The 20,432-nt window shown below is 62.0% G+C and carries 24 protein-coding genes; 7 read left to right on the forward strand and 17 right to left on the reverse strand.

Features of this window, described 5'->3' with window-relative positions; genetic code table 11:
* Positions 1–12: 12 nt before the first annotated feature.
* The 3 genes from CD175_RS04940 to CD175_RS04950 are packed head-to-tail and all read right to left on the reverse strand — an operon-like array spanning position 13 to position 2,570.
* Entirely contained in the window at positions 13–921 is a 909-nt protein-coding gene (locus CD175_RS04940) for an acetaldehyde dehydrogenase (acetylating) (RefSeq protein WP_104447892.1), read from the reverse strand.
* A gap of 18 nt (positions 922–939) precedes the next feature.
* Positions 940–1,731 carry a fumarylacetoacetate hydrolase family protein gene (locus CD175_RS04945; protein ID WP_104447893.1) on the reverse strand — a complete coding sequence of 264 codons (792 nt, stop codon included), beginning with the start codon at positions 1,729–1,731 and terminating at the stop codon, positions 940–942.
* Complete coding sequence (locus CD175_RS04950; protein WP_104447894.1) at positions 1,728–2,570, reverse strand: alpha/beta fold hydrolase; 843 nt, start codon at positions 2,568–2,570, stop codon at positions 1,728–1,730. The genes CD175_RS04945 and CD175_RS04950 overlap by 4 nt, the downstream gene beginning before the upstream one ends.
* A 283-nt stretch (positions 2,571–2,853) precedes the next feature.
* Between CD175_RS04950 and CD175_RS04955 the strand changes: the two genes are divergently transcribed.
* Positions 2,854–3,624 carry an SDR family oxidoreductase gene (locus tag CD175_RS04955; protein ID WP_104447895.1) on the forward strand — a complete coding sequence of 257 codons (771 nt, stop codon included), beginning with the start codon at positions 2,854–2,856 and terminating at the stop codon, positions 3,622–3,624.
* A gap of 113 nt (positions 3,625–3,737) precedes the next feature.
* Complete coding sequence (locus tag CD175_RS04960; protein ID WP_104447896.1) at positions 3,738–4,235, forward strand: SRPBCC family protein; 498 nt, start codon at positions 3,738–3,740, stop codon at positions 4,233–4,235.
* Positions 4,236–4,427: 192 nt separating this feature from the next.
* Here the strand turns inward: CD175_RS04960 and CD175_RS04965 are convergent, their stop codons facing one another.
* The 10 genes from CD175_RS04965 to CD175_RS05010 form a co-directional block, all read right to left on the reverse strand.
* Entirely contained in the window at positions 4,428–4,862 is a 435-nt protein-coding gene (locus tag CD175_RS04965; protein WP_104447897.1) for a nuclear transport factor 2 family protein, read from the reverse strand.
* A complete protein-coding gene (locus CD175_RS04970; protein WP_104447898.1) occupies positions 4,859–5,248 on the reverse strand; it encodes a steroid Delta-isomerase in 390 nt (129 codons plus the stop codon). The genes CD175_RS04965 and CD175_RS04970 overlap by 4 nt, the downstream gene beginning before the upstream one ends.
* On the reverse strand, positions 5,249–6,451 hold the full coding sequence (locus CD175_RS04975; RefSeq protein ID WP_104447899.1) for an acetyl-CoA C-acyltransferase: 1,203 nt from the start codon (positions 6,449–6,451) through the stop codon (positions 5,249–5,251).
* A gap of 29 nt (positions 6,452–6,480) precedes the next feature.
* On the reverse strand, positions 6,481–6,939 hold the full coding sequence (locus tag CD175_RS04980) for a MaoC family dehydratase (protein WP_104447900.1): 459 nt from the start codon (positions 6,937–6,939) through the stop codon (positions 6,481–6,483).
* Between the two features lie 2 nt (positions 6,940–6,941).
* The gene (locus CD175_RS04985; RefSeq protein ID WP_015094245.1) at positions 6,942–7,724 is read right to left on the reverse strand and encodes an SDR family oxidoreductase; all 783 of its coding nucleotides are present in this window, start codon (positions 7,722–7,724) and stop codon (positions 6,942–6,944) included.
* Between the two features lie 13 nt (positions 7,725–7,737).
* On the reverse strand, positions 7,738–8,931 hold the full coding sequence (locus CD175_RS04990) for an acyl-CoA dehydrogenase family protein (RefSeq protein WP_104447901.1): 1,194 nt from the start codon (positions 8,929–8,931) through the stop codon (positions 7,738–7,740).
* Positions 8,928–10,100 (reverse strand): acyl-CoA dehydrogenase family protein, encoded by a 1,173-nt coding sequence (locus CD175_RS04995; RefSeq protein ID WP_104447902.1) that lies wholly within the window; start codon positions 10,098–10,100, stop codon positions 8,928–8,930. The genes CD175_RS04990 and CD175_RS04995 overlap by 4 nt, the downstream gene beginning before the upstream one ends.
* Positions 10,101–10,237: 137 nt before the next feature.
* Positions 10,238–11,647 carry an ArnT family glycosyltransferase gene (locus CD175_RS05000; RefSeq protein WP_104447903.1) on the reverse strand — a complete coding sequence of 470 codons (1,410 nt, stop codon included), beginning with the start codon at positions 11,645–11,647 and terminating at the stop codon, positions 10,238–10,240.
* A 3-nt stretch (positions 11,648–11,650) separates the two neighbouring features.
* Positions 11,651–11,929, reverse strand: coding sequence for a lipid-A-disaccharide synthase N-terminal domain-containing protein (locus tag CD175_RS05005; protein WP_104447904.1), 279 nt, complete (start codon positions 11,927–11,929; stop codon positions 11,651–11,653).
* Entirely contained in the window at positions 11,926–12,666 is a 741-nt protein-coding gene (locus CD175_RS05010; protein WP_104447905.1) for a glycosyltransferase family 2 protein, read from the reverse strand. The genes CD175_RS05005 and CD175_RS05010 overlap by 4 nt, the downstream gene beginning before the upstream one ends.
* Positions 12,667–12,970: 304 nt before the next feature.
* On the opposite strand from CD175_RS05010, the gene CD175_RS05015 reads away from it, so the two are divergent.
* A complete protein-coding gene (locus tag CD175_RS05015; RefSeq protein WP_104447906.1) occupies positions 12,971–13,615 on the forward strand; it encodes a YceH family protein in 645 nt (214 codons plus the stop codon).
* Positions 13,616–13,818: 203 nt separating this feature from the next.
* Here CD175_RS05015 and CD175_RS05020 read toward each other — a convergent pair whose 3' ends face one another.
* Positions 13,819–14,337: a cupin domain-containing protein gene (locus CD175_RS05020; protein ID WP_104447907.1), complete on the reverse strand. Its 519-nt coding sequence runs from the start codon at positions 14,335–14,337 to the stop codon at positions 13,819–13,821.
* A gap of 9 nt (positions 14,338–14,346) precedes the next feature.
* Positions 14,347–15,165: a shikimate 5-dehydrogenase gene (locus tag CD175_RS05025; RefSeq protein ID WP_104447908.1), complete on the reverse strand. Its 819-nt coding sequence runs from the start codon at positions 15,163–15,165 to the stop codon at positions 14,347–14,349.
* Positions 15,166–15,411: 246 nt separating this feature from the next.
* On the opposite strand from CD175_RS05025, the gene CD175_RS05030 reads away from it, so the two are divergent.
* The 3 genes from CD175_RS05030 (at position 15,412) to CD175_RS05040 (ending at position 16,834) form a co-directional block, all read left to right on the forward strand.
* Complete coding sequence (locus tag CD175_RS05030; protein ID WP_103395354.1) at positions 15,412–15,777, forward strand: hypothetical protein; 366 nt, start codon at positions 15,412–15,414, stop codon at positions 15,775–15,777.
* A gap of 555 nt (positions 15,778–16,332) precedes the next feature.
* Positions 16,333–16,527, forward strand: a complete 195-nt coding sequence (locus CD175_RS05035; RefSeq protein WP_104447909.1) for a hypothetical protein — start codon at positions 16,333–16,335, stop codon at positions 16,525–16,527.
* Between the two features lie 115 nt (positions 16,528–16,642).
* Complete coding sequence (locus CD175_RS05040) at positions 16,643–16,834, forward strand: hypothetical protein (RefSeq protein WP_007976842.1); 192 nt, start codon at positions 16,643–16,645, stop codon at positions 16,832–16,834.
* On the opposite strand, the gene CD175_RS05045 is transcribed toward CD175_RS05040, so the two are convergent.
* A complete protein-coding gene (locus CD175_RS05045; RefSeq protein WP_104447910.1) occupies positions 16,831–17,892 on the reverse strand; it encodes an AI-2E family transporter in 1,062 nt (353 codons plus the stop codon). The two genes, CD175_RS05040 and CD175_RS05045, sit on opposite strands and share 4 nt — an antisense overlap.
* A gap of 160 nt (positions 17,893–18,052) precedes the next feature.
* On the opposite strand from CD175_RS05045, the gene trhP reads away from it, so the two are divergent.
* On the forward strand, positions 18,053–19,378 hold the full coding sequence (trhP, locus tag CD175_RS05050; protein WP_104447911.1) for a prephenate-dependent tRNA uridine(34) hydroxylase TrhP: 1,326 nt from the start codon (positions 18,053–18,055) through the stop codon (positions 19,376–19,378).
* A 123-nt stretch (positions 19,379–19,501) separates the two neighbouring features.
* Here the strand turns inward: trhP and CD175_RS05055 are convergent, their stop codons facing one another.
* The gene (locus CD175_RS05055; RefSeq protein ID WP_104447912.1) at positions 19,502–20,365 is read right to left on the reverse strand and encodes a LysR substrate-binding domain-containing protein; all 864 of its coding nucleotides are present in this window, start codon (positions 20,363–20,365) and stop codon (positions 19,502–19,504) included.
* Between the last annotated feature and the right edge of the window lie 67 nt (positions 20,366–20,432).

A 20,432-nucleotide genomic window follows, 5' to 3' on the forward strand; every position in this document is an offset into this window, starting at 1 on the left:
GCAATTCTCCACTCAACGGACAGGCAGTTGCAGGGTGCCCTTGTGGGCTTCTTCGGCGAACATCTCGGCCGTGCGCAAACCGGCGGCGGTCATGATGTCGAGGTTGCCGGCGGACTTGGGCAGGAAATCGCCGAGGCCTTCGACCTCGATGAAGATCGATACCTTGCGCCCGTCGAACACCGGCCCGTTGATCAGCTTGTAGCCGGGCACATAGCGCTTCACCTCGCGAACCATGTCCAGCACCGAGGTACGGATCGCATCCTGGTTCGGCTCGTCATCGGTCAGGCAGTGGATGGTGTCGCGCATCATCAGCGGCGGCTCGGCCGGGTTGATGACGATGATCGCCTTGCCGCGTCGGGCGCCGCCGATCTTCTCCACCGCACCAGCCGTGGTGCGGGTGAATTCGTCGATGTTCTGCCGGGTACCCGGGCCGACCGAACCGGACGACACGGTGGCAACAATTTCGCCGTAGCTCACCGGTTGCACCCGCGAAACCGCCGCCACCATCGGGATGGTCGCCTGGCCACCGCAGGTGACCATGTTGACGTTCATCGCCAGGCTCGACGCGTGCTCCTTGAGGTTGACCGGCGGCACGCAGAACGGGCCGATGGCCGCCGGCGTGAGGTCGATCATGATCACCCCGAGCTCGTTGAGCTTGCGGCTGTTTTCCGCGTGCACGTAGGCCGAGGTGGCGTCGAAAGCGATGCGAATATCGTCGTCGAGCACGTGCGGCAGCAAGCCATCGACACCGCCGGCGGTGGTTTTAATGCCCATTTCCCGGGCACGTTTCAGGCCTTCGGATTCAGGGTCGACACCAACCATCCATACCGGCTCGATCCATTCCGATCGACACATTTTCATCAGCAGATCGGTGCCGATATTGCCCGGGCCGATAATGGCCGCTCTGAGTTTTTTGCTCATGGGGTCAAACTCCAAAAGTCAGGCGCAGAAAGACACCCGGGCACTGCCCAGGCCATCGATGGTCAGAGAAAAACGGTCGCCGGCACGGGCCGGCTCCAGTGGCACCAGGGAGCCGGACAAGATGATTTCCCCGGCCTTGAAGGGAATGCCGAAGGCGCCCAGGGTGTTGGCCAGCCAGGCCACCGCCGTCAATGGATTGCCCTGCACTGCCGAACCCAGGCCTTCGCTCAGGGGTTCACCGTTCTTGAACACACGCATGCGCAAGTTCGGCAGGTCCAGCTCGCGGGGGTCGACCCGGCTGTCGCCCAGCACGAATACGCCGCAGGAGGCGTTATCGGCCACGGTGTCCTGGATGCGGATGCGCCAGTCGTGAATCCGTGAATCAACGATCTCGAAGCACGGCATCACGTATTCGGTGGCGTCCAGCACATCGGCTTCGGTGACGCCCGGGCCGACCAGATCGCGCTTGAGCTTGAAGGCGATTTCGCCCTCGGCGCGGGGCTGGATCAGTTTGTTGGCGGACAGGGAAATTTGCGCATCGTCATCGAACGACATCTGCCGGGTGATGAAGCCGAAATCCGGTTGATGCACGTTGAGCATCTGTTGCACCGCCGCCGAGGTCACCCCGATCTTCTTGCCGACGATCTGGTCACCGGCCGCCACCCGACGCTCAATGGCGTACAGGGAAATGTGATAGGCGTCTTCAATGCTGATCGACGGCCAACGTTCGGTCAGCGGCGCCAGGGTGGAGCCGCTGAGCAGCGCCTGATAAAGCTCTTCGCCGAACTCGCGGCGCAATTGCACGCTCATCCGCGGGCCTCCTGAAGAAACGCCAGGCACTGACTGTTGAAATAGTCACGGTGCTCGACCTGGACCCAATGCCCGCACTCGCTGAGCATCACGAAGCGGATTCTGGAACAGTTTTCGAGCATGGTCCGGGCGCCGGAGGACGGGCAGAACTTGTCGTTCATGCCCCAGAAACCGAGGATCGGGCACTGCAACTCCTCCAGGCGCGACGTCATGTTCGGCACCTGCATGGTCGACAGCACGCACGCCGGCTGCTGTTGCACCACGGCCACGCGCTCGTTGACCGTCTCGTCGCTGATCAGGCTTTCGTCGAACAGTTGCAGGGCCAGCAGGCGACGCATGCCCGCCGCATCGTTCAGCTCCCCCTTGGCGAAGGCCGCGCCCATTTTCTGGATGCCTTCCATCTGCAGGTAATACTGTTCCTTTTCCATCAGGCCACCGGGCGCCATCAGTACCAGACGGCTGACACGCTGCGGTTGGTCGAGGGCCAGTTTGATCGCGATCGCGCCGCCCAACGAGTTACCGACCAGCACACAACGCTGGATGTCGAGGGCATCGAGCAAACCGCTCAGGGCTGCGACAAAGAAATCCAGGGTGTAGAGGGTGTCGGGTTTGTCCGAGGCGCCATAGCCCGGAAGATCCGGGACAATCACCCGGTAACCGGCTTCGGCAAACACCGGGTAGTTCTGCTTGAAGTTGCTGTGACCGCTGGCGCCCGGCCCGCTGCCATGGATGAAAATCACCGGCTCGCCGTTGCCGCCATCCTTCCCGCTTATATCCACATAGCGCAGCTGCAAACCATCCGGCAGCGTAACGAAGTGCCCTTGCGCTGAAGCGCCCATAAGGTGTCCTCCCGGCCTGTTGTTGTAGTCGGATTATTCAGACGGGCCGGGTGCACAACATCGTCCGACAGGACTACGCCCTTGTAGGAGCGAGCCTGCTCGCGAAAAACGCCAGGACACCGTGGGGCATCAGGTTTTACGCGTTATCGTTGACGTCCATCGTCGGAACGCCGCCCGGAGCAGGCTCGCTCCTACAGAAGGCTCTAGTCTTATCGGACGTTGGATTACAGGGACCACAGACCTAGCATCGACGGCAATCCCGAGCGGCAAAAAGAGAATTCCCATGCTTGACCCAATGGACTTTCGCGGCAAAGTGGTACTGGTCACCGGCGGTGGCAAAGGTGTGGGTCGCGGCATCAGCCAGCGCTTTCTCGAGTGCGGTGCCGAGGTGGTGATCTGCGGTCGCGAAGCCCCGCCATCCTTGCCTTCCAGCGGCGAACGCGAGGCGCTGTTCGTGCCCTGCGACCTGCGGGACGTCGAACAATCCGGGCGCTTGATCGCACAGATCGTCGAGCGTTTCGGTCGCCTCGATGTGCTGGTCAACAACGCCGGCGGCTCACCGAATGCAGACGCGGCCACCGCGTCTCCCCGTTTCAGCGAAGCGATCATTCGCCTGAACCTGATCGCTCCACTGAACCTGTGCCAGCAGGCCAACCAGGTGATGCAGGCCCAAGTCGACGGCGGCGCGATCATCAACATCTGCAGCGTCAGCGCCACCCGCCCCTCCCCCGGCACCGCCGCCTATGGTGCGGCCAAGGCCGGTCTGCTGAACCTGACCACCTCGCTGGCGGTGGAATGGGCGCCAAAGGTGCGGGTCAATGCGGTGACCGCCGGGCTGATTCTCACCGAGCAGGCCGCCATGCATTATGGTGACGACGCGGGCATTGCCCGGGTGGCGGCGACCATTCCATTGCAACGCCTGGCGACCCCGGAGGACATTGGCGATACCTGCCTGTACCTGGCGTCGTCTTTGGCCCGTTATGTCAGCGGCGCGGACATCGCGGTACATGGTGCCGGTGAGCGACCGGCGTTTCTCGACGCGGCCCAATCCTGAAAAGATCGCAGCCTGCGGCAGCTCCTACAGTTGAACCTCAATCTCTGTAGGAGCTGTCGAGTGAAACGAGGCTGCGATCTTTCAAGCATTCGAAAATCAAATGGAGTTCCGACATGCCCGCAATCGCCAGCCACAGTGTTTTTCTCGACCTCACGCCACAAGCCGCCTGGACCAAACTGCGCGACCTGAGCCTCGCCCCGCACTACGTACCGGGGCTGACCGGTTGCCAGTTTCATCCTGGGCCAACGGAAGGCCTCGGAGCCAGTCGTCGGGTGTTGCGCAAGGGCGGTCAGTACCTGGATGAAAGCGTGATGCAGTGGCAGGAAGGCACGGGGTTCGTGCTGCTATTGCACAAAGGCAGCAATGGTTCGCCCTTTCCGTTTCGCGAGGCGAGTTTCAGTTATGCCCTGCAAGCCGAAGGCATTGCCACCCGCATCACCTTGCAAATGCACTACAGCCTGCGCGGTGGCAGGTTGGCAGAGTGGTTGCTGGCCAAGGCCTTCAACAAGGTCGTGCAGCAGATTGCCGAGAACCTCAAGGCCTTCTACGAAACCGGCCGCACGCAGAATGCGGATATGGCTGTCAGCACATCCAACATCAATGTTGCCTGACACACCGCCATCGCGAGCAGGCTCGCTCCCACAGGGGGATGGGGGTGTACGCTAATGCCAGGTTCACCACAAAAACTGTGGGAGCGAGCCTGCTCGCGATGAGGTCGGCACATCCAACATTAATGCCGTCTGACACACCGCCATCGCGAGCAGGCTCACTCCCACAGAGGCCACCTCTGGAGTGAGCACCCCTCAGGAACGCGCCACTTCCGAGTGTGCGGTAAAACAGGTGGCGACGATCTTCCATTGGCCGGCGATACGCTGGTAACGGTCCTGATAGAAGCCGCCCAACTGCCGCGTCGCCCCGCTCTCGCCATCCAGGTTGAAATACCACAGGGCCCAACGGCCCTGGGCCTGATCCTCGTCCAGCATCTCGATTTCCGGGTTGGCGCCATGATGCAGGTCGATCACCCGCTCATGGCAGGCCAGTTCGCGGTACAGCGCGACAAAACTGTCGCGCTCACGAAAGATCCCCAGCGGACCGTAATCGATCAGCACTTCACCGTCGGCAAAGCAGTCGGCAATCACCTCGACCTGCTTGAGGTCGCAGGCATTGAGGTAGCGATGCTTGAGCTGGCGGATGTCCTCCAGCGCTTCCAGACGGACGATCCGCTGTTCCAGGTTCATGCTTCACCTCGCGCAGTTACGTTAACTTCACTCCAGTAGGCTTTCATCGAGCGGATCTTGCCGTCGGCATCGAACTCCATCACGTCGATCACATGCAGCGAACACGGCTGCCCGCCCCACTCCATATCGACCCGGAACGGCATCGCGCCGCAACCGTTGAGCGTCGCGCGCACCGGGCCGGTCCGGGTTGCCGAGACCTTCATCGCCCCCAGTCCTTCACGGTAAAAGCGCGCGATGGCGTCGATGCCCTGCAACGGCGCCTGGCCGACCGGGTCTTCAACGGTGGCGTCTTTGGCGTAGAGCGCGAGGATGCCCTCGATGTCGCCGGCATCCACCAGCTCCACATAACGCGCCATGGTCGCCTGGATCTGCGCTGCACTGATCATTCAGACCACCTCGAACAGGGCGGCGGCGCCCATGCCGCCACCGATGCACATGCTCACCACCACATAACGCAAACCGCGACGCTGGCCTTCGACCAACGCATGGCCGACCATCCGCGCCCCGGACATGCCGAACGGATGACCGATGGAAATCGCCCCGCCGTTGACGTTCAGGCGCTCGGCGGGAATACCCAGGGTGTCGCGGCAGTACAGCACCTGACAGGCGAATGCTTCGTTCAGCTCCCACAGGCCGATGTGGTCCATGGTCAGGCCGTGGCGCTTGAGCAGCTTGGGAATGGCGTAGACTGGGCCGATGCCCATCTCGTCGGAGTTGCAGCCGGCGACGGCGATGCCGCGATAGATCCCCAGCGGTTCCAGGCCACGCTTCTCGGCCAGTTTGGCGCTCATCAACACCGAGGCCGATGCGCCGTCGGACAACTGCGAGGCATTGCCAGCGGTGATGAAACGCCCCTTGTCGCTCCACTCACCGCCCGGCCATACCGGCTCAAGTGCGTTCAGGCTCTGGAGGGTGGTGTCGATGCGGTTGCATTCGTCACGCAGCAAGGTCACGGATTCATAACTGGTTTCGCCGGTGGCCTTGTCGAACAGTGCCTTGCGGCTGGTCAGCGGCGCCAGCTCGCGGTCGAAGCGCCCGGCGCTCTGGGCCTGTGCCGTACGCAGCTGGCTCTGGTAGCTGTATTCGTCCTGCTCATCGCGGGAGATGCCATAGCGCGCGGAGACGATCTCGGCGGTTTCGATCATCGGGATGTAGGCGTGCGGGTCCAACTCGATCACCGAAGCCGACTGGTTGCGATAGAGGTTCTTGTGCTTGTTCTGCACCAGGGAAATCGACTCCAGGCCACCGGCCACGGCGATGTCGATTTCGTCGCACATGATGCCTTTGGCGGCCATGGCGATGCTCATCAGGCCCGACGAGCACTGGCGCTCGACGGCCATCCCGGCAACCGATGCCGGCAAGCCGCCGGCAATCGCGCACAGGCGTCCCAGGTTATAGGACTGCGTACCCTGCTGCGCCGCGGCGCCAATGATCACGTCGTCCACTTCACCCGGCTCGATGCCCGCGCGGCGCACGGCTTCGCGCACCACGTGGCCACCCAGTTGCGGCGCTTCGGTGTCATTGAACGCACCGCGAAAGGCCTTGCCGATCGGAGTACGGGCGGTCGAAACGATGACGGCTTCTTTCATGCTGGATTCCTCGAAAATGCTGTTGAAGGTCAGGCCGGGTAATAGCGACTGATGGTGTCGACCACACAGCCGGGACGTTCCTCGCCGTCGATGTCGACGCTGACGCGGATGGTCGCCTGCACGCCGCCCTTCACTTCCTCGACCGCGATCAATTGCGCGCTGCCGCGTACCCGCGAACCGACGCGCACCACCGAGGGGAAGCGCACCCGCTCGCAACCGTAGTTGACGCCCATGGCCAGGCCACGGACTTCGACGATCTGCGGCAGGAACAGATTGACCAGCGACAGGCTCAGGTAGCCATGGGCAATGCAAACACCAAACGGGCCATCGGCGGCCTTGAGCGGATCGACGTGAATCCACTGGTGATCGCCGGTGGCGTCGGCGAACCGGTCGATGCGGTCCTGCTCCAGCAGCAGCCAGTCGCTGACACCGAGCGATTCGCCGACGGCCTCGAACAAGGCCATCGGCGTGTCGAAAATACGTGGCATGGTCACGCCCTCTGGCTGGATACCGACAACACTTCGCCGGTCATGTAGGAGCTGTAGTCGCTGGCCAGGAACATCATCACGTTGGCCACTTCCCAGACTTCGGCGGCGCGGCCGAAGGCTTCGTTGGCGGCGAGTTGATCGAGCACCGCCTGGGGCGCGGATTTGCGCAGAAAATCGTGCAGGGCGATGCTCGGGCTGACCGCGTTGATGCGGATACCGTAGTCGGCCGCCTCGACCGCTGCACAGCGAGTCAGCGCCATGACGCCGGCCTTGGCCGCGGCGTAGTGCGACTGTTCTTTCTGCGCGCGCCAGCCCAGCACCGAGGCGTTATTGACGATGACCCCGGCACGCCGCTCCATCATTTTCGGCAGCATGGCGCGGGTCATGCGCATGGTGCCGGTGAGCGTCACATCCAGCACCCGGTTCCACTCTTCGTCGCCCATCTCCACCAGCAGGCGCGAGCCGCCGAGGCCGGCGTTGTTGATCAGCACGTCGACGCCTTGCAGGTCGCGCTCGGCGCAGGCAATCAGCTGCTGCACCTGGGCTTCGTCGGCGACGTTGCAGACCTGGCCGAAGACCTGCTGCAGCCCGGTGGTTTCGCGAATTTTCAGCACCGCTTCGGCCAGCCGGCCTTCATGGATGTCGCTGATCATCAGCGCCCGGCAACCTTCCTCGGCGGCGCGCACGGCGGCGGAAAAACCGATCCCGGCACCCGCCGCCGCGGTGATCAGCACCGACTTGCCGCGCAGCAGGCCGCGACCTTCAACATATTGAGGTACAGACATGAACTCTCTCCTTTCAGGCGCGCGGACGCGGCTCTTTGGGCATGCCCAAGGCACGCTCGGCGATGATGTTGCGCTGGATTTCGTTGCTGCCGCCGTACAGGGTGTCGGCGCGGCTGAACAGGTACAGCGACTGCAAGCGGGTCAGTTGGTAAGGCGCCGCTTCGAGCAACTCCGCTTCGGCGCCGAGCACATCCATCGCCAACTTGCCGAGGCTGGCGTGCCAGGTCGACCAGAACAGCTTGTAGATGGTCGCCTCTTTGCGTAGCGAACCGTCCTGGCTACCCGAAAGCATGCGCAGCGAGTTGTAGCGCATGATCCGCAACCCGCTCCAGGCTTCGGCCAGGCGCTGGCGCAGGATCGGATCGCGGTCGGCACCGTTGGCTTTAGCGATGGCGATGATTTCGTTGAGTTCGTTCTGAAACTGCATCTGCTGGCCGAGGGTCGACACACCGCGCTCGAAACCGAGCAGCGCCATGGCGATCTTCCAGCCATCGCCCGGCGCGCCGATGATGTTGGCGGCGTCGGTGCGGGCATCGTCGAAGAACACTTCGTTGAACTCCGAGGTGCCGGTCAGTTGCTCGATAGGCCGCACGGTGATTTGCGCCTGGGCCATCGGCACCAGCAGGAACGACAGGCCGCGATGGCCAACGCTGCCCGGCTCGGTACGGGCGATGACAAAGCACCAGTCCGACTCGTGGGCCAGGGAGGTCCAGACTTTCTGGCCATTGATCACCCATTGGCCGCTCGCCTCATCCAGCGTGGCGCGGGTCTTGACGTTGGCCAGGTCGGAACCGGCGCCCGGCTCCGAATAGCCCTGGCACCAGAACGACGTGCCGCTGACGATTCCCGGCAAAAAGCGCTGTTGCTGTTCAACCGTGCCGAACGCGGCAATGGTCGGCCCGGCCAGCCCTTCGCCGATATGACCCATGCGACCAGGACCGCCGGCGCGGGCATATTCTTCGTGGAAAATCACTTGCCGGGTGATCGACAAGCCACGCCCGCCATGCTCCGGCGCCCAGCCGACGCAGGTCCAGCCACCCTCGGCGAGCTTGCGCTCCCAGGCTTTGCGCTCTTCGGGAAACATGTGCTCGTCGCCCGGACCGCCGCGAAAGCGCAGGGCTTCGAATTCGCCGCAGAGGTTGGCGCTCATCCAGTCGGCCACTTCCTGGCGGAAGCGTTCGTCCTGTTCGCTGAAACTGATTTTCATGGCTGCTCTCCAAGAATCACCGAAGCAATGCGCTCGCGATGCCAGGCCGGTAACCCGAGGAAGCTCTCGCTGGCGCGGGCGCGCTTGAAGTAGAGGTGCGGGTCGTATTCCCAGGTGAAACCGACACCGCCATGCAACTGGATCGACTCGGACGCGCAGTGGAAATAGGTCTCGGAGCACTGCGCCTTGGCCAGCGCCGCCGCCAGCGGCAGTTCGGCGGCGACCTGCGGATCACCCTGCGGGTCGAGAACCTCCTGGGCCACGCACGCGGCGTAGTAACTGGCCGAACGCGCGCACTCGACTTGCAGCATCATGTCGGCGGCGCGGTGTTTGAGGGCCTGGAAACTGGCAATCGGGCGCCCGAACTGTTGGCGTTCCTGCATGTAGGCCACGCTGAGGTCGAGCACCTGCTGCGCGCCGCCGGTCTGCTCGGCAGCCAGGCCGATGCAGGCCAGTTGCAGGACGCGCTCAAGGTGCGGCCAGCCGTGACCGAACTCACCCAGCAGTGCGTCAGCTTCAAGGTACAGGCCCTTGAGCTGAATCCGCGCCTGGCGGCGGGTCTGGTCCATGGTCGGCAACATCTGCCGCTCGATACCGACCTGAGCCGCGTTCACGACAAACAGGCTGATGCCCTTTTCACCAGTGGTTCCGGGTTGTCGTGCGGCAATGATCAACAGATCAGCGCCATGCCCGTCGAGCACATGCTTGAGGGTACCGTCGAGGATGAACCCGTCGCCTTCGGCCACCACGGTTGCCTGGACATCGTCGGCCGACCAGCCGTTGGCACTGCTGAACGCCAGGGTCGCGGTCACGCTGCCATCGGCAATCGACGGCAACCAGCGCTGTTTCTGTTCATCATTGGCGGCCAGCAACAGCGCGGGCGTGGCCATGCAGGCGGTGGCGAAAAACGGCGAGCACAGCAAACGCCGGCCCATCTGTTCGAGCAGGATCGTCAGCTCGACAAAGCCGAGGCCAAGGCCGCCGTAGGTTTCGGGGATATGAATGGCGGGCCAGTACATTTCCTGGCACAACCGCTGCCAGAGGGCTTCGTCGAAGCCCCGTTCACTGACCATTGCCGCCCGCACGGCGGCAGAATCCGAGACATCGGCGAGGAAACCCTCGGCCGATGCGCGGATCATTTCCTGTTCGTCGCTGAATGCAAACTCCATCGCGGCGCCTTCTGCTCGTTTGGCGGGGCGCGCGTGGCGCAACACCCCTTTGAGCATGAAGTTTGGCGCCGCCCGGACGCGGCAGAATCGTTAGCCCTGCCTAGTCCGAACGGGTGATGTGCTGGCGTGAAAGCCGATCAGCGACAGTCGCCCCCCATGCGCACGAGCAGCGCTGAACGGTGCGGCTTGAGGTACGGGTTGATTTCACCGACCTGGCACGACGCCAGGTTCTGCAATTCAGCCGCGAGAGGCTCTTGCAGGAACAGCAGCCCCGCCGGACGGGACTCGGATTGCAACTGCGCCACCGTCAGCGGCGCCACCGGCCGGCCCATGTAATAGACCAGGCGGATATCCGGCTCACCAAGGGTATAAGCCTTCTGCCCCGGCTGCCCGTCGGCCAGCGTGGCAACCTGCTCAAGACCGCCGACCCGGTGCGACAACACCCGCGCTTCGACGAACATGTAGAACACCACAAACCCGGCCAGCATCACGTAGGGCACAACGGCCAGGACCTTGCGCCAGCGCCCTTTCAGCTCGTCGAGCAGCGCCGACCAGTGCATCGCCAGCAGCAACGCCATGGACGGATAGACCGGCAACAGGTACTTGCCATGCTTTTCGGTGAACAGGGAAAACACCAGCAGCGGCAACAGGCTGCAGCACAGCAGCATGCCGGCCTCACGGCGCGCGCGGATCATTGCCCAGAACTTGCGCGGCTGTACAAACACGATCAGCCAGAACGGGAAGAAATCACCGGCCAGGTACAGCAGATAGGCATACCAGGCCTCGGCGCCCTGCCCGTCGATCTTCTTCACGATGTCTTCGCTGATGATCGAGGCCCAGATGCCCCAGCCCTGGCTCACCGACACTGCCACGTACCAGGAACTGCCCAGCACCAGGGCAATCAGCCAGCCCCAACCGTCACACAGATAAGCCTTGGCCCGGGCATCGCGGTAGATCAAGGCATAGGTCAGGATCGGTGCCGTCACCCACAACAGGCAGACCGGCCCTTTGGTCAGCAGCGCGCACCCCAGCAGTACGTAGCTCAATCGACTCCACAAAGCCCGCCCCTGCAGGAAGATGAACTGCCAGGCTGCCAGCAGCGCGCCGAAGCACAGCAGGGTCAACAGCATCTCGATTTCCGAGCGCCGTGCGAACAGGCTGAAGGCACCGTTCGCGGCCAGGAACACCACGGCGAACAATCCGACCTGCCGCCCCGCCTGCCGGACGCCGTACAGATAGGTGCCAAAACAGCACAAGGCGGCAGCCAGCGCCGAAGGCAGGCGCACGCTCCACTCGGACAAGCTGCCCAGCACCGCCGTTGAAACCAGGCCGGCCCAATAGAAAAACGGCGGCTTGGAGAGATACAAGTCGCCGTTCATGTAAGGCAGCAGCCAACTTCCCGCCTCGCGCATTTCGCGCACGGTAACGGCGCGGCGGGCCTCGTTGACACTGAGGAACGGCACGCTGCCCAGTCCCCAGAAAAACAGCAACGCAACCGCGATGGCCACGAGCAACGTAATATTTCGGGTCGATAACGATCCGCGCATGACCTACTCCTTCAGGCTTTTACTTTTGGCGATCAACTGCAGGTTGCGAAAATAGACAAGGGAGCCGAAGGCCTGCCCGACGATGAACACCGGGTCCTCTCGGTAAATGGCATAGACCAGCAACAAAGTGCTGCCGACGATGCTCAGGTACCAGAAGCTCACCGGGATCACGCTGCGTTTCTTGTACTCGCTGTACAGCCACTGCAGGACAAACCGCCCGGTAAAGGCGATCTGACCAACAAAACCGACGGCCAGCCAAAGGGCTTCGCGGGAGAGATTCATCCTTCTATCTCCTGGGCAATGGTGTTCAGCCGAGTGCGCTTGATCAGCCACCAGACGCCGAACAAATCGAGAATGCCCACCAGCGCGCGGTCGAGGTTGCCATATTTTGACACCCCGGCCGTGCGCGGTCGGTGGTTGACCGGGTGCACGATCATGCGCCCGTTGTGACGCTGGATCAGCGCCGGAATGAAGCGGTGCATGTGGTCGAAGTATGGCAGGCGCAGGAACGCCGCGCGCTCGATCAACTTCAGGCCGCAACCGGTGTCCGGGGTGGCGTCCTTGAGCAGACGGCGGCGCAGGTTGTTGGCGAACCGCGAGGCGTAGCGTTTGCTCGCGGTGTCGCGGCGATTGACCCGGTGCCCGGCGACCAGTTGCACATCGACCTTGCCCGGTTCGCCGCGCACCAGCGCCAGCATGCCGGGAATGTCCGCCGGGTCGTTCTGGCCGTCGCCATCGAGGGTCGCCAGCCATTGCCCGCGGGCCTCGCGGGCGGCGTGGTACAGCGAGGTGCTTTGCCCCAGCGACCGCTCGTGATGGAGGATGCGCAGGGTGTTCAAGCCGTCGTGGCGGATCTGCCGCAGTTCCTGCAGGGTCGCATCGGTGCTGCCATCGTCGACGACGATGATTTCGTACGACTCATGGGCCAACGCCACGCGGATTTCCTCTAGCAGCGGCTTGAGGTTGTTCGCTTCGTTCTTGGCGGGAATCAGTACGGATACAAAAATGTCTTGGCTCATGGAGTCACTCTCGCCTTTATTGGATTTCTTTTATCAGAGGCGAATCAAGGTGTCGTACACCGGCCGACTCGATGCAGTACTCAGCTTTTCACGGCGATGACGCCAACAGTGCCCCGTTCCTGTGGACACACTCGCGCGACCTCGCACACGGTGCCCGGCCGTTTGTAAAAATCGCGTCAATATTCCATGCACTTTTTGTCATCATTGCCCTGATGACACAGCGAATTCTGTTGCGATTGGCGCCTGCCCATCTAAAGTGCACCCACGCAAGTGAAAAACATGAATCGGCTAAGGATGCAGAACCATGAGCACTGAGCAAGAGACGACTTTTGACGAACCACGGCTCAACAGCACGGAAATCCGCATTCTGGGTTCGTTGATCGAGAAAAAGGCCACCAGCCCGGAAACCTATCCCCTGACCCTCAATGCGCTGGTGATCGCCTGCAACCAGAAAACCAGCCGCGAGCCGGTGATGAACCTGACGCCGGGCCAGGTCGGCCAGAGCCTGCGCGCGCTCGAAGGGCGCGGCTTCACAAGGCTGGTGATGGGCAGCCGTGCCGACCGCTGGGAACACAAGGTCGACAAGGCCCTGGAACTGGTGCCGGCGCAGGTGATCCTGACCGGGCTGATGTTTCTGCGCGGCCCGCAGACCGTCAATGAACTGCTGACCCGTAGCGGCCGCATGCATGAATTCGAAGACGCCGAACAGGTCGTGCATCAACTCGAACGACTGATTGCCAGGGGCCTGGCCGTACTGATACCGCGTCAGGCCGGCCAGCGCGAAGACCGCTATACCCACGCCTTGGGCGATCCGGCAGATATCGAGGCGATCATGGCGGCACGGCAGAACCCGTCCGAGCGTGGCAGCAGCGGGGTTTCGGTTGAGCGGATCGAGGAGCTGGAGGCGCGGATTGCGGCGCTGGAAGAGCGGTTGGCACGGCTCGAATAGCCTGGATGTTTGCCTGACACAAAACCTGTGGGCTGACTGGCATTTGTGATTGACACAAAACCTGTGGGAGCGAGCCTGCTCGCGAAAGCAGATTGTCAGTCACATCAATGTTGGATGTGCCGACGTTTTCGCGAGCAGGCTCGCTCCCACAGTGGATCGATGGACCGACTGGCATTTGTGATTGGCACAGAACCTGTGAGAACTTACTCCCCGTCCCAGTAATCCACCCCATCGGCCTGCCGGGCCACCGCAACAAATCCCGAAGCATTGCCATCGGCATCGACCTTGAAGTCATCCATCACGGCATATTTGCCGGAATCCGGGTATTCGCAGATCTCCGGCGATTGCTGGGTGCTGACGGCCAGATACCGCAGCTCCCCGTTGCTGGTATTGATGATCTGATGCGCCTTTTCAGGCCCACCCGGTGGACAGGCGATCACATCGCCGGCGCGGATTGGAAAACGCTCGCCTCCCAGACGCACCTGCCCTTCCCCGGCCACGACGTAGAACATTTCCTCATTGACCCGATGGCTGTGAAACGGACTGCCGCGCATGCCCGGCCCCAGCACATACAGGCGATATCCCAGCTTTTGCGCCCCCAGTTGCTGACCGACACGGGCCAGACGCTGCTGATAGCGACCGGCGGTTTCACCGGTCGGCGCAAACGCTTCGGGCAGCGGTTCAAGCTCGACAGTGTTCAGATTGAGAATGGGCGGATGCATGGACACCTCCTAGCTGCGGGCAAACGCCACGGCCTTCTGGAATTGCTCGTCCGTCGGCCGTACTCCGGTATAGAGCACAAATTGCTCCAGCGCCTGGATCGCGATCACTTCCAGCCCGGTGATGACCCGTTTTCCTTCGGCACGGGCACGCACGATCAACGGCGTTTCCGAGGGAATCGCCACCACATCGAAGACGGTGTCCGCTTTTTCGATCACATCACCCTCAAAGGCCAACTGGTCGGCCTCCGGCCCTCCCGTCATGCCGATCGGGGTGACATTGACCAGCATCTGCGGGCGACGACTCCCCAGTTCTGCCTGCCACTCATAGCCCAACGACTGCGCCAGCGCCTGCCCGGCGCGCTCGTTGCGGGCCACGATCAGGCCGTTCTCGTAGCCGCCATCGCGCAAGGCGCTCGCCACGGCCTTGGCCATGCCGCCGCTGCCGCGCAGGGCAAAGGTCGAGTCCTTGGGCACCTGGTGTTTTTCCAGCAACTGGGCAACGGCGATGTAATCGGTGTTGTAGGCCTTGAGATGACCGTCGGTGTTGACGATGGTGTTGATCGATTGAATGGCGGCAGCAGAAGCGTCGAGTTCATCCACCAGGGCAATGCAGGCTTCCTTGAACGGCATCGACACGCCACAACCACGAATGCGCAGGGCGCGAATGCCGGCGACGGCGCCCGGCAGGTCCTGGCTGGCAAAGGCCTTGTAGTAGAAGTTCAGGCCCAGTTGTTCATACAGATGATTATGAAAACGCAGGCCAAAGTTCCCGGGGCGCCCTGAAAGGGACATGCACAGCTGGGTGTCTTTGTTGGGGTTCATCTGCATGGCAAAGCTCCTTCAAATGCACTTTTCGGATGGACGGGATTAGCCCTCCATCGGGATCTGATCGATCATGAAAGCCGGGACGCACGGGCTTAAACAGGTCGGTAAGAAAGTCGGTACAGACCTTACACAAAATTTACCTGGCGGCCGTGCTGTTTTTCGAAAAAACGCTGTCTTAGTAGTATCCCCGCGACAATCCCTGGATCTATTGCAGACACAGGCGCCGGGCTGAAGAACCGAGGAACTATCATGATCCGTAAAATCCCCACAGTAGCCTTGCTGATCGGCGCCCTCGCTATCGCGGGACAGGCGCAAGCCCATGGTGGTGGTAATTACTGGCAGGGTCCGGCGGTGTTTGGCGCGATCGTCGGTACTGCCATCGTAGGTTCGGCTCTGATCAACGCCAACCGCCCGGTCTATGTCGCGCCGCAACCGGTCTACGCAGCACCGCCTCCGGTTTATTACGCGCCACCGCCACCGGTTTACTACCAGCCGGCCCCGGTTTACGTGCAGCAACCGATCTACTACCGCCCGGCCCCGGTTTACTACGGGCCACCCCGTGGCTACTACGGCCCGCCACGCGGCTACTACGGCCCTCACTACGGCCGCTGGTAACGAACTCATCAAGCCCCGCTGAAACAGCGGGGCTTTTTTTATGGGACCTCACGGAATCCCGGGGCATCTGTAGGAGCTGCCGAAGGCTGCGATCTTTTGATTTTGCGATCTGGAGATTTCTGAAGATCAAGATCAAAAGATCGCAGCCTTCGGCAGCTCCTACAGGGGAATGCGTGCACCACCAAACAACGAGGTCGAGCGCGGCGAGCTCTGTAGGAGTGAGCTTGCTCGAGAAAAACCTGAGAGCAACGCGGGGTGTCAGGCTCCCCGCATCATCGTTGACCTCCATCGCCAGCAAGCTGGCTCCTACAGGTAGTGCGGTATCGGTGTTCCCCGCAATTGCATGAACAACCTTTTTTATGCCCGTTTGTCGGTGCAGGTCTGGATAAATCTCGCCAAGGTCGCTATCGGGACAGTGCGTGCGGCAGAAACGGGCAAGATGGACTCGACCGGTTTTCTGCCGTGTGGCAAAAAACGGTCATATTTTTGTCATGACAGATCCGCAAGCTCGGTGCTGTCCGTCGAAAACAGGTTGATAACAACAAGGACGACCACATGCCAACGCAAAACCCGCACCGCATCGTCGGTCTGTGCACCTCCAGCAAGGTGTACAACGTACTGACCGAACTCAAGCACCTGGAAGGTCATCGCAGCGCCAAGTTTCTCTCGCTGTTGACGCAAAACCTGGTGCGCAAGGGCCTGCTCAACGAGCAGGAAGTGGTAAATATGCTCGATCAGGTGGTCAACTGACCGACCAACGGTCGTTTGCCCCCGCTGGCATCAATGACCACTATTGAAAGCGTTGATTACTCCTCGAGGCACCCGGACTTTAAAGTAGCTCCACAGATTGATGGAGGTACTTTTCATGTCCCAGGTTCAGATCATGTCCGTTATCGGTAGCGCCGTCCCCGCACAGCTCAGAGAGCTGGGCATGCTCGCGTGCTGGTATCTGGTGCAGGACGGTGTGCAGATCAGCGGCCCGCTGACTTCCTTGCCCGCCGCCCGGGAGCTGTCGCAACGCATCGGCACCGGCCAGTCCGGCAGGTTCAGCGCCTAAGGCAGCTGCACCCGCGGTTTGGTTTCGATGAAAATGTCCCAGCTGGACATGAACAGGGCCGCGATCAACGGGCCGATGACAAAGCCGTTCAGCCCGAAAATCGCCAGGCCGCCGAGGGTCGAGATCAGGATCATGTAATCCGGCATCCGGGTGTCCTTGCCCACCAGTATCGGTCGAAGCACGTTATCCACCAGGCCGATCACGAAGACCCCGAACAAGCCCAGCACGACGCCCTGCCAGATCGCCCCGGTGAGCAGGAAAAACGCTGCCACCGGCACCCAGACAATCCCCGCCCCCACCGCCGGCAACAGCGACAGAAACGCCATCAACACCGCCCAGAGCAATACGCTGGGAATGTCCAGGAACCAGAAAATCAGGCCACCCAGCGCGCCTTGTGTGATCGCCACCAGCAGGTTGCCCTTCACCGTGGCCCGTACCACACGATTGAACTTGAGCTGCAAACGACGTTTCTGCTGCTCCTCCAACGGCACCGCCGCACGGACCTTGCGCGCCAGCTCCGCGCCGTCGCGCAGGAAGAAGAACAGCAGGTACAGCATGATGAAGAAACTGACGATGAACTCGAACGTGCCCTGGCCAAAAATGAAGGCCTGGGCGGCCAGGTCCTGCCCGCCGGTCATTGCACTCTTGACGATTTTTTCTCGCAATCCGTTCAGCTCACCCACGCCGAAGCGGTCCAGCAGATGCTGGAAATACGGCGGCAGGATGTGCTTGAACTGCGCCACGTACCCGGCGATGTCCAGTTCGCCGCTCTCGATATTCTTGTAGAGCGCGACCCCCTCCTGGACCAGGAGGCTACTGAGGACTATCACTGGCAGGATCGCGATCAACAGGCAGATGCTCAGCGTGAGCAGTGACGTGAGGTTGCGCTCCCAGCCGAACTTCAGTTGCAGCCGCCGTTGCAGCGGAGCAAAGAGGATGGCGAGGATTACCGCCCAGAACGCCGCGCCGTAGAACGGCAGCAGGATCCAGATGAAGGCGATGCTCACCAGGGCCAGAAGGACGGTCAGCGATCTGTCTTTCAGGGTTTCTTCGTTCATATCCGATCCATGCCCGCCGGGACGCAACACTTGGGCCCTGATGTTTAGTCCGCTACGGCTCGCGCGAGTGCCATCTGTTTGTTGATCAGACATGGATCCAGGTCAATAAACGCTCGGCACGGAGCGTTTATCCTGCGCGGTTTTTACGACCGACACCGCCATGAACCTCACCGCGCCAGAACTGCTCGCCCCCGCCGGCACCCTGAAAAACATGCGTTATGCCTTCGCCTACGGCGCCGATGCCGTGTACGCCGGCCAGCCGCGCTACAGCCTGCGGGTGCGCAACAACGAATTCGACCACGCCAACCTCGCCCTCGGCATTCGCGAGGCCCAGGCGCAGGGCAAGCGTTTCTACGTGGTGGTGAACATCGCGCCGCACAACGCCAAGCTCAAGACCTTCCTCAAGGACCTTGAACCGGTGATCGCCATGGCCCCCGATGCGCTGATCATGTCCGACCCCGGCCTGATCATGCTGGTGCGCCGGCACTACCCGCAGATGCCGGTCCACCTTTCGGTGCAGGCCAATACGGTGAACTGGGCAAGCGTCGAGTTCTGGCAGCAGCAAGGCTTGAGCCGGATCATCCTGTCGCGGGAGCTGTCGCTGGAAGAGATCGCCGAGATCCGCGGGCAAGTGCCTGCCATGGAACTGGAAGTGTTCGTGCATGGCGCGTTGTGCATGGCCTATTCCGGACGCTGCCTGTTGTCGGGGTACATGAACAGGCGCGACGCCAATCAGGGCTCCTGCACCAACGCCTGTCGCTGGAAATACACAGCGCAGCCGGCCACGGAAAACCAGCTGGGCGAGATCGTGCAGACATTCGATCCCGAACCGACCCTGGGCATCGGCGCGCCCACCGATCAGGTGTTCCTGTTGCAGGAAGCCAATCGTCCCGGCGAACAGATGCCTGCCTTCGAAGACGAACACGGTACGTACATCATGAACGCCAAGGATCTGCGTGCCGTGCAGCACGTCGAACGCCTGACACAGATGGGCGTGCACTCGCTGAAAATCGAAGGCCGGACCAAATCGCACTTTTATTGCGCGCGCACCACCCAGGTTTATCGCCGGGCCATCGACGACGCGGTGGCGGGCCGGGCCTTCGACCGCGGCCTGATGACCGACCTGGAATCCCTTGCCCAGCGCGGCTACATCGAAGGTTTTCTGCGTCGGCATGTGCATGACGAATACCAGAACTACCAGAACGGCAGCTCGGTGTCGGAACGGCAACAGTTTGTCGGTGAGCTGACCGGGCAGCGCCGGGATCGCCTGGCCGAGGTCAAGGTGAAAAACCGCTTCGGCGTGGGCGACCACATGGAGCTGATGACGCCCAAAGGCAACTTCCACTTCGATCTGCATCAGCTGCAGAACGCCAAGGGTGAAGCGATCGACGTTGCACCGGGGGATGGGCATACGGTGTATTTGCCGATACCGGATGCGGTGGATCTGGGTTTTGGCCTGCTGATGCGAGATATCAGCGTGACTTGATCTCCAAATCCACCCAATCCCCCTGTAGGAGTGAGCCTGCTCGCGATAACGGTGTGTCAGTCACCATCAACATTGACTGATGCACCGCTATCGCGAGCAGGCTCACTCCTACAGGGAAATGCGTCAGGCAAATTCCTCGCGGAGCATCGCCACGAACGCCTCGCGGGCCGGGTGCACCCCGGCGTTTTCATGCCAGTAAAACAGGTTGTCGACGGCGGTCAGTTCAGGGAACTCAAACCCTGCGCACCCCGCGCCTTTGGCGTATTGGTCGAAGATCCCCTTGGGCACCAGCGCCACGCCGGCTCCGGCGCTGACGCAACCGACAATCGCGCCATAACTGGCCAGGCTGACAATCGGCAGAGCCTGCCCCTGTCGCAGCAACCAATGCTCCAGCGCCGCCCGGTACGGACAGCCCTGGGGCCACATGAACACGGTCTGGTCCTGCAAATCGCTGATGTCGCGCAATGGCCCCAGGGACGTCGAGGCGATCAGCAGCAACTCTTCGCGGTACATCGGCGTGCGCTTGAGGTGCGAACGTTCGACATCCACCGCCACGATGGCGCCGTCGAGCTTGTGATTGAGCGTGTCATCGAGCAGCTGCCCCCAGGCGCCGGTGGTCAGCTCCAGCGCCACCTGCGGGAAACGCTTGTGGAATTTCGCCAGCAGGCGCGGCAAACGCCCGGTGGCCGACGACTCGATGGCGCCGATGCGCAACGGCCCTGAGGGTTCGGCCGAAGGATCGACCGCGCGCTTGGCCTCGGCGGTCAGGGCGAGAATTTTCGAGGCGTAGGCCAGGAAGGTCTGCCCCGACGGGCTGATGCGCAGCCCTCGGCCTTCGCGCAGGAACAGCGCGACACCCAGCTCAGCCTCGAGGGCCTTGATCCGTGCCGTGATGTTGGACGGCACGCAATGCAGCAATTCGGCTGCGCGGGCAATGCTGCCGACGTCGGCCACGGTCTTGAACATGCGAATCTGTGCCAGCTCCATACATCACCTATAGTGAACGGTTAGCGCAGTATAAGTCAGTTGTGGCGAACGATAGGCTTTCTGATAC

Origin of the sequence: Pseudomonas laurylsulfatiphila (assembly GCF_002934665.1) — a bacterium.
In the GTDB taxonomy this organism is placed as follows: domain Bacteria; phylum Pseudomonadota; class Gammaproteobacteria; order Pseudomonadales; family Pseudomonadaceae; genus Aquipseudomonas; species Aquipseudomonas laurylsulfatiphila.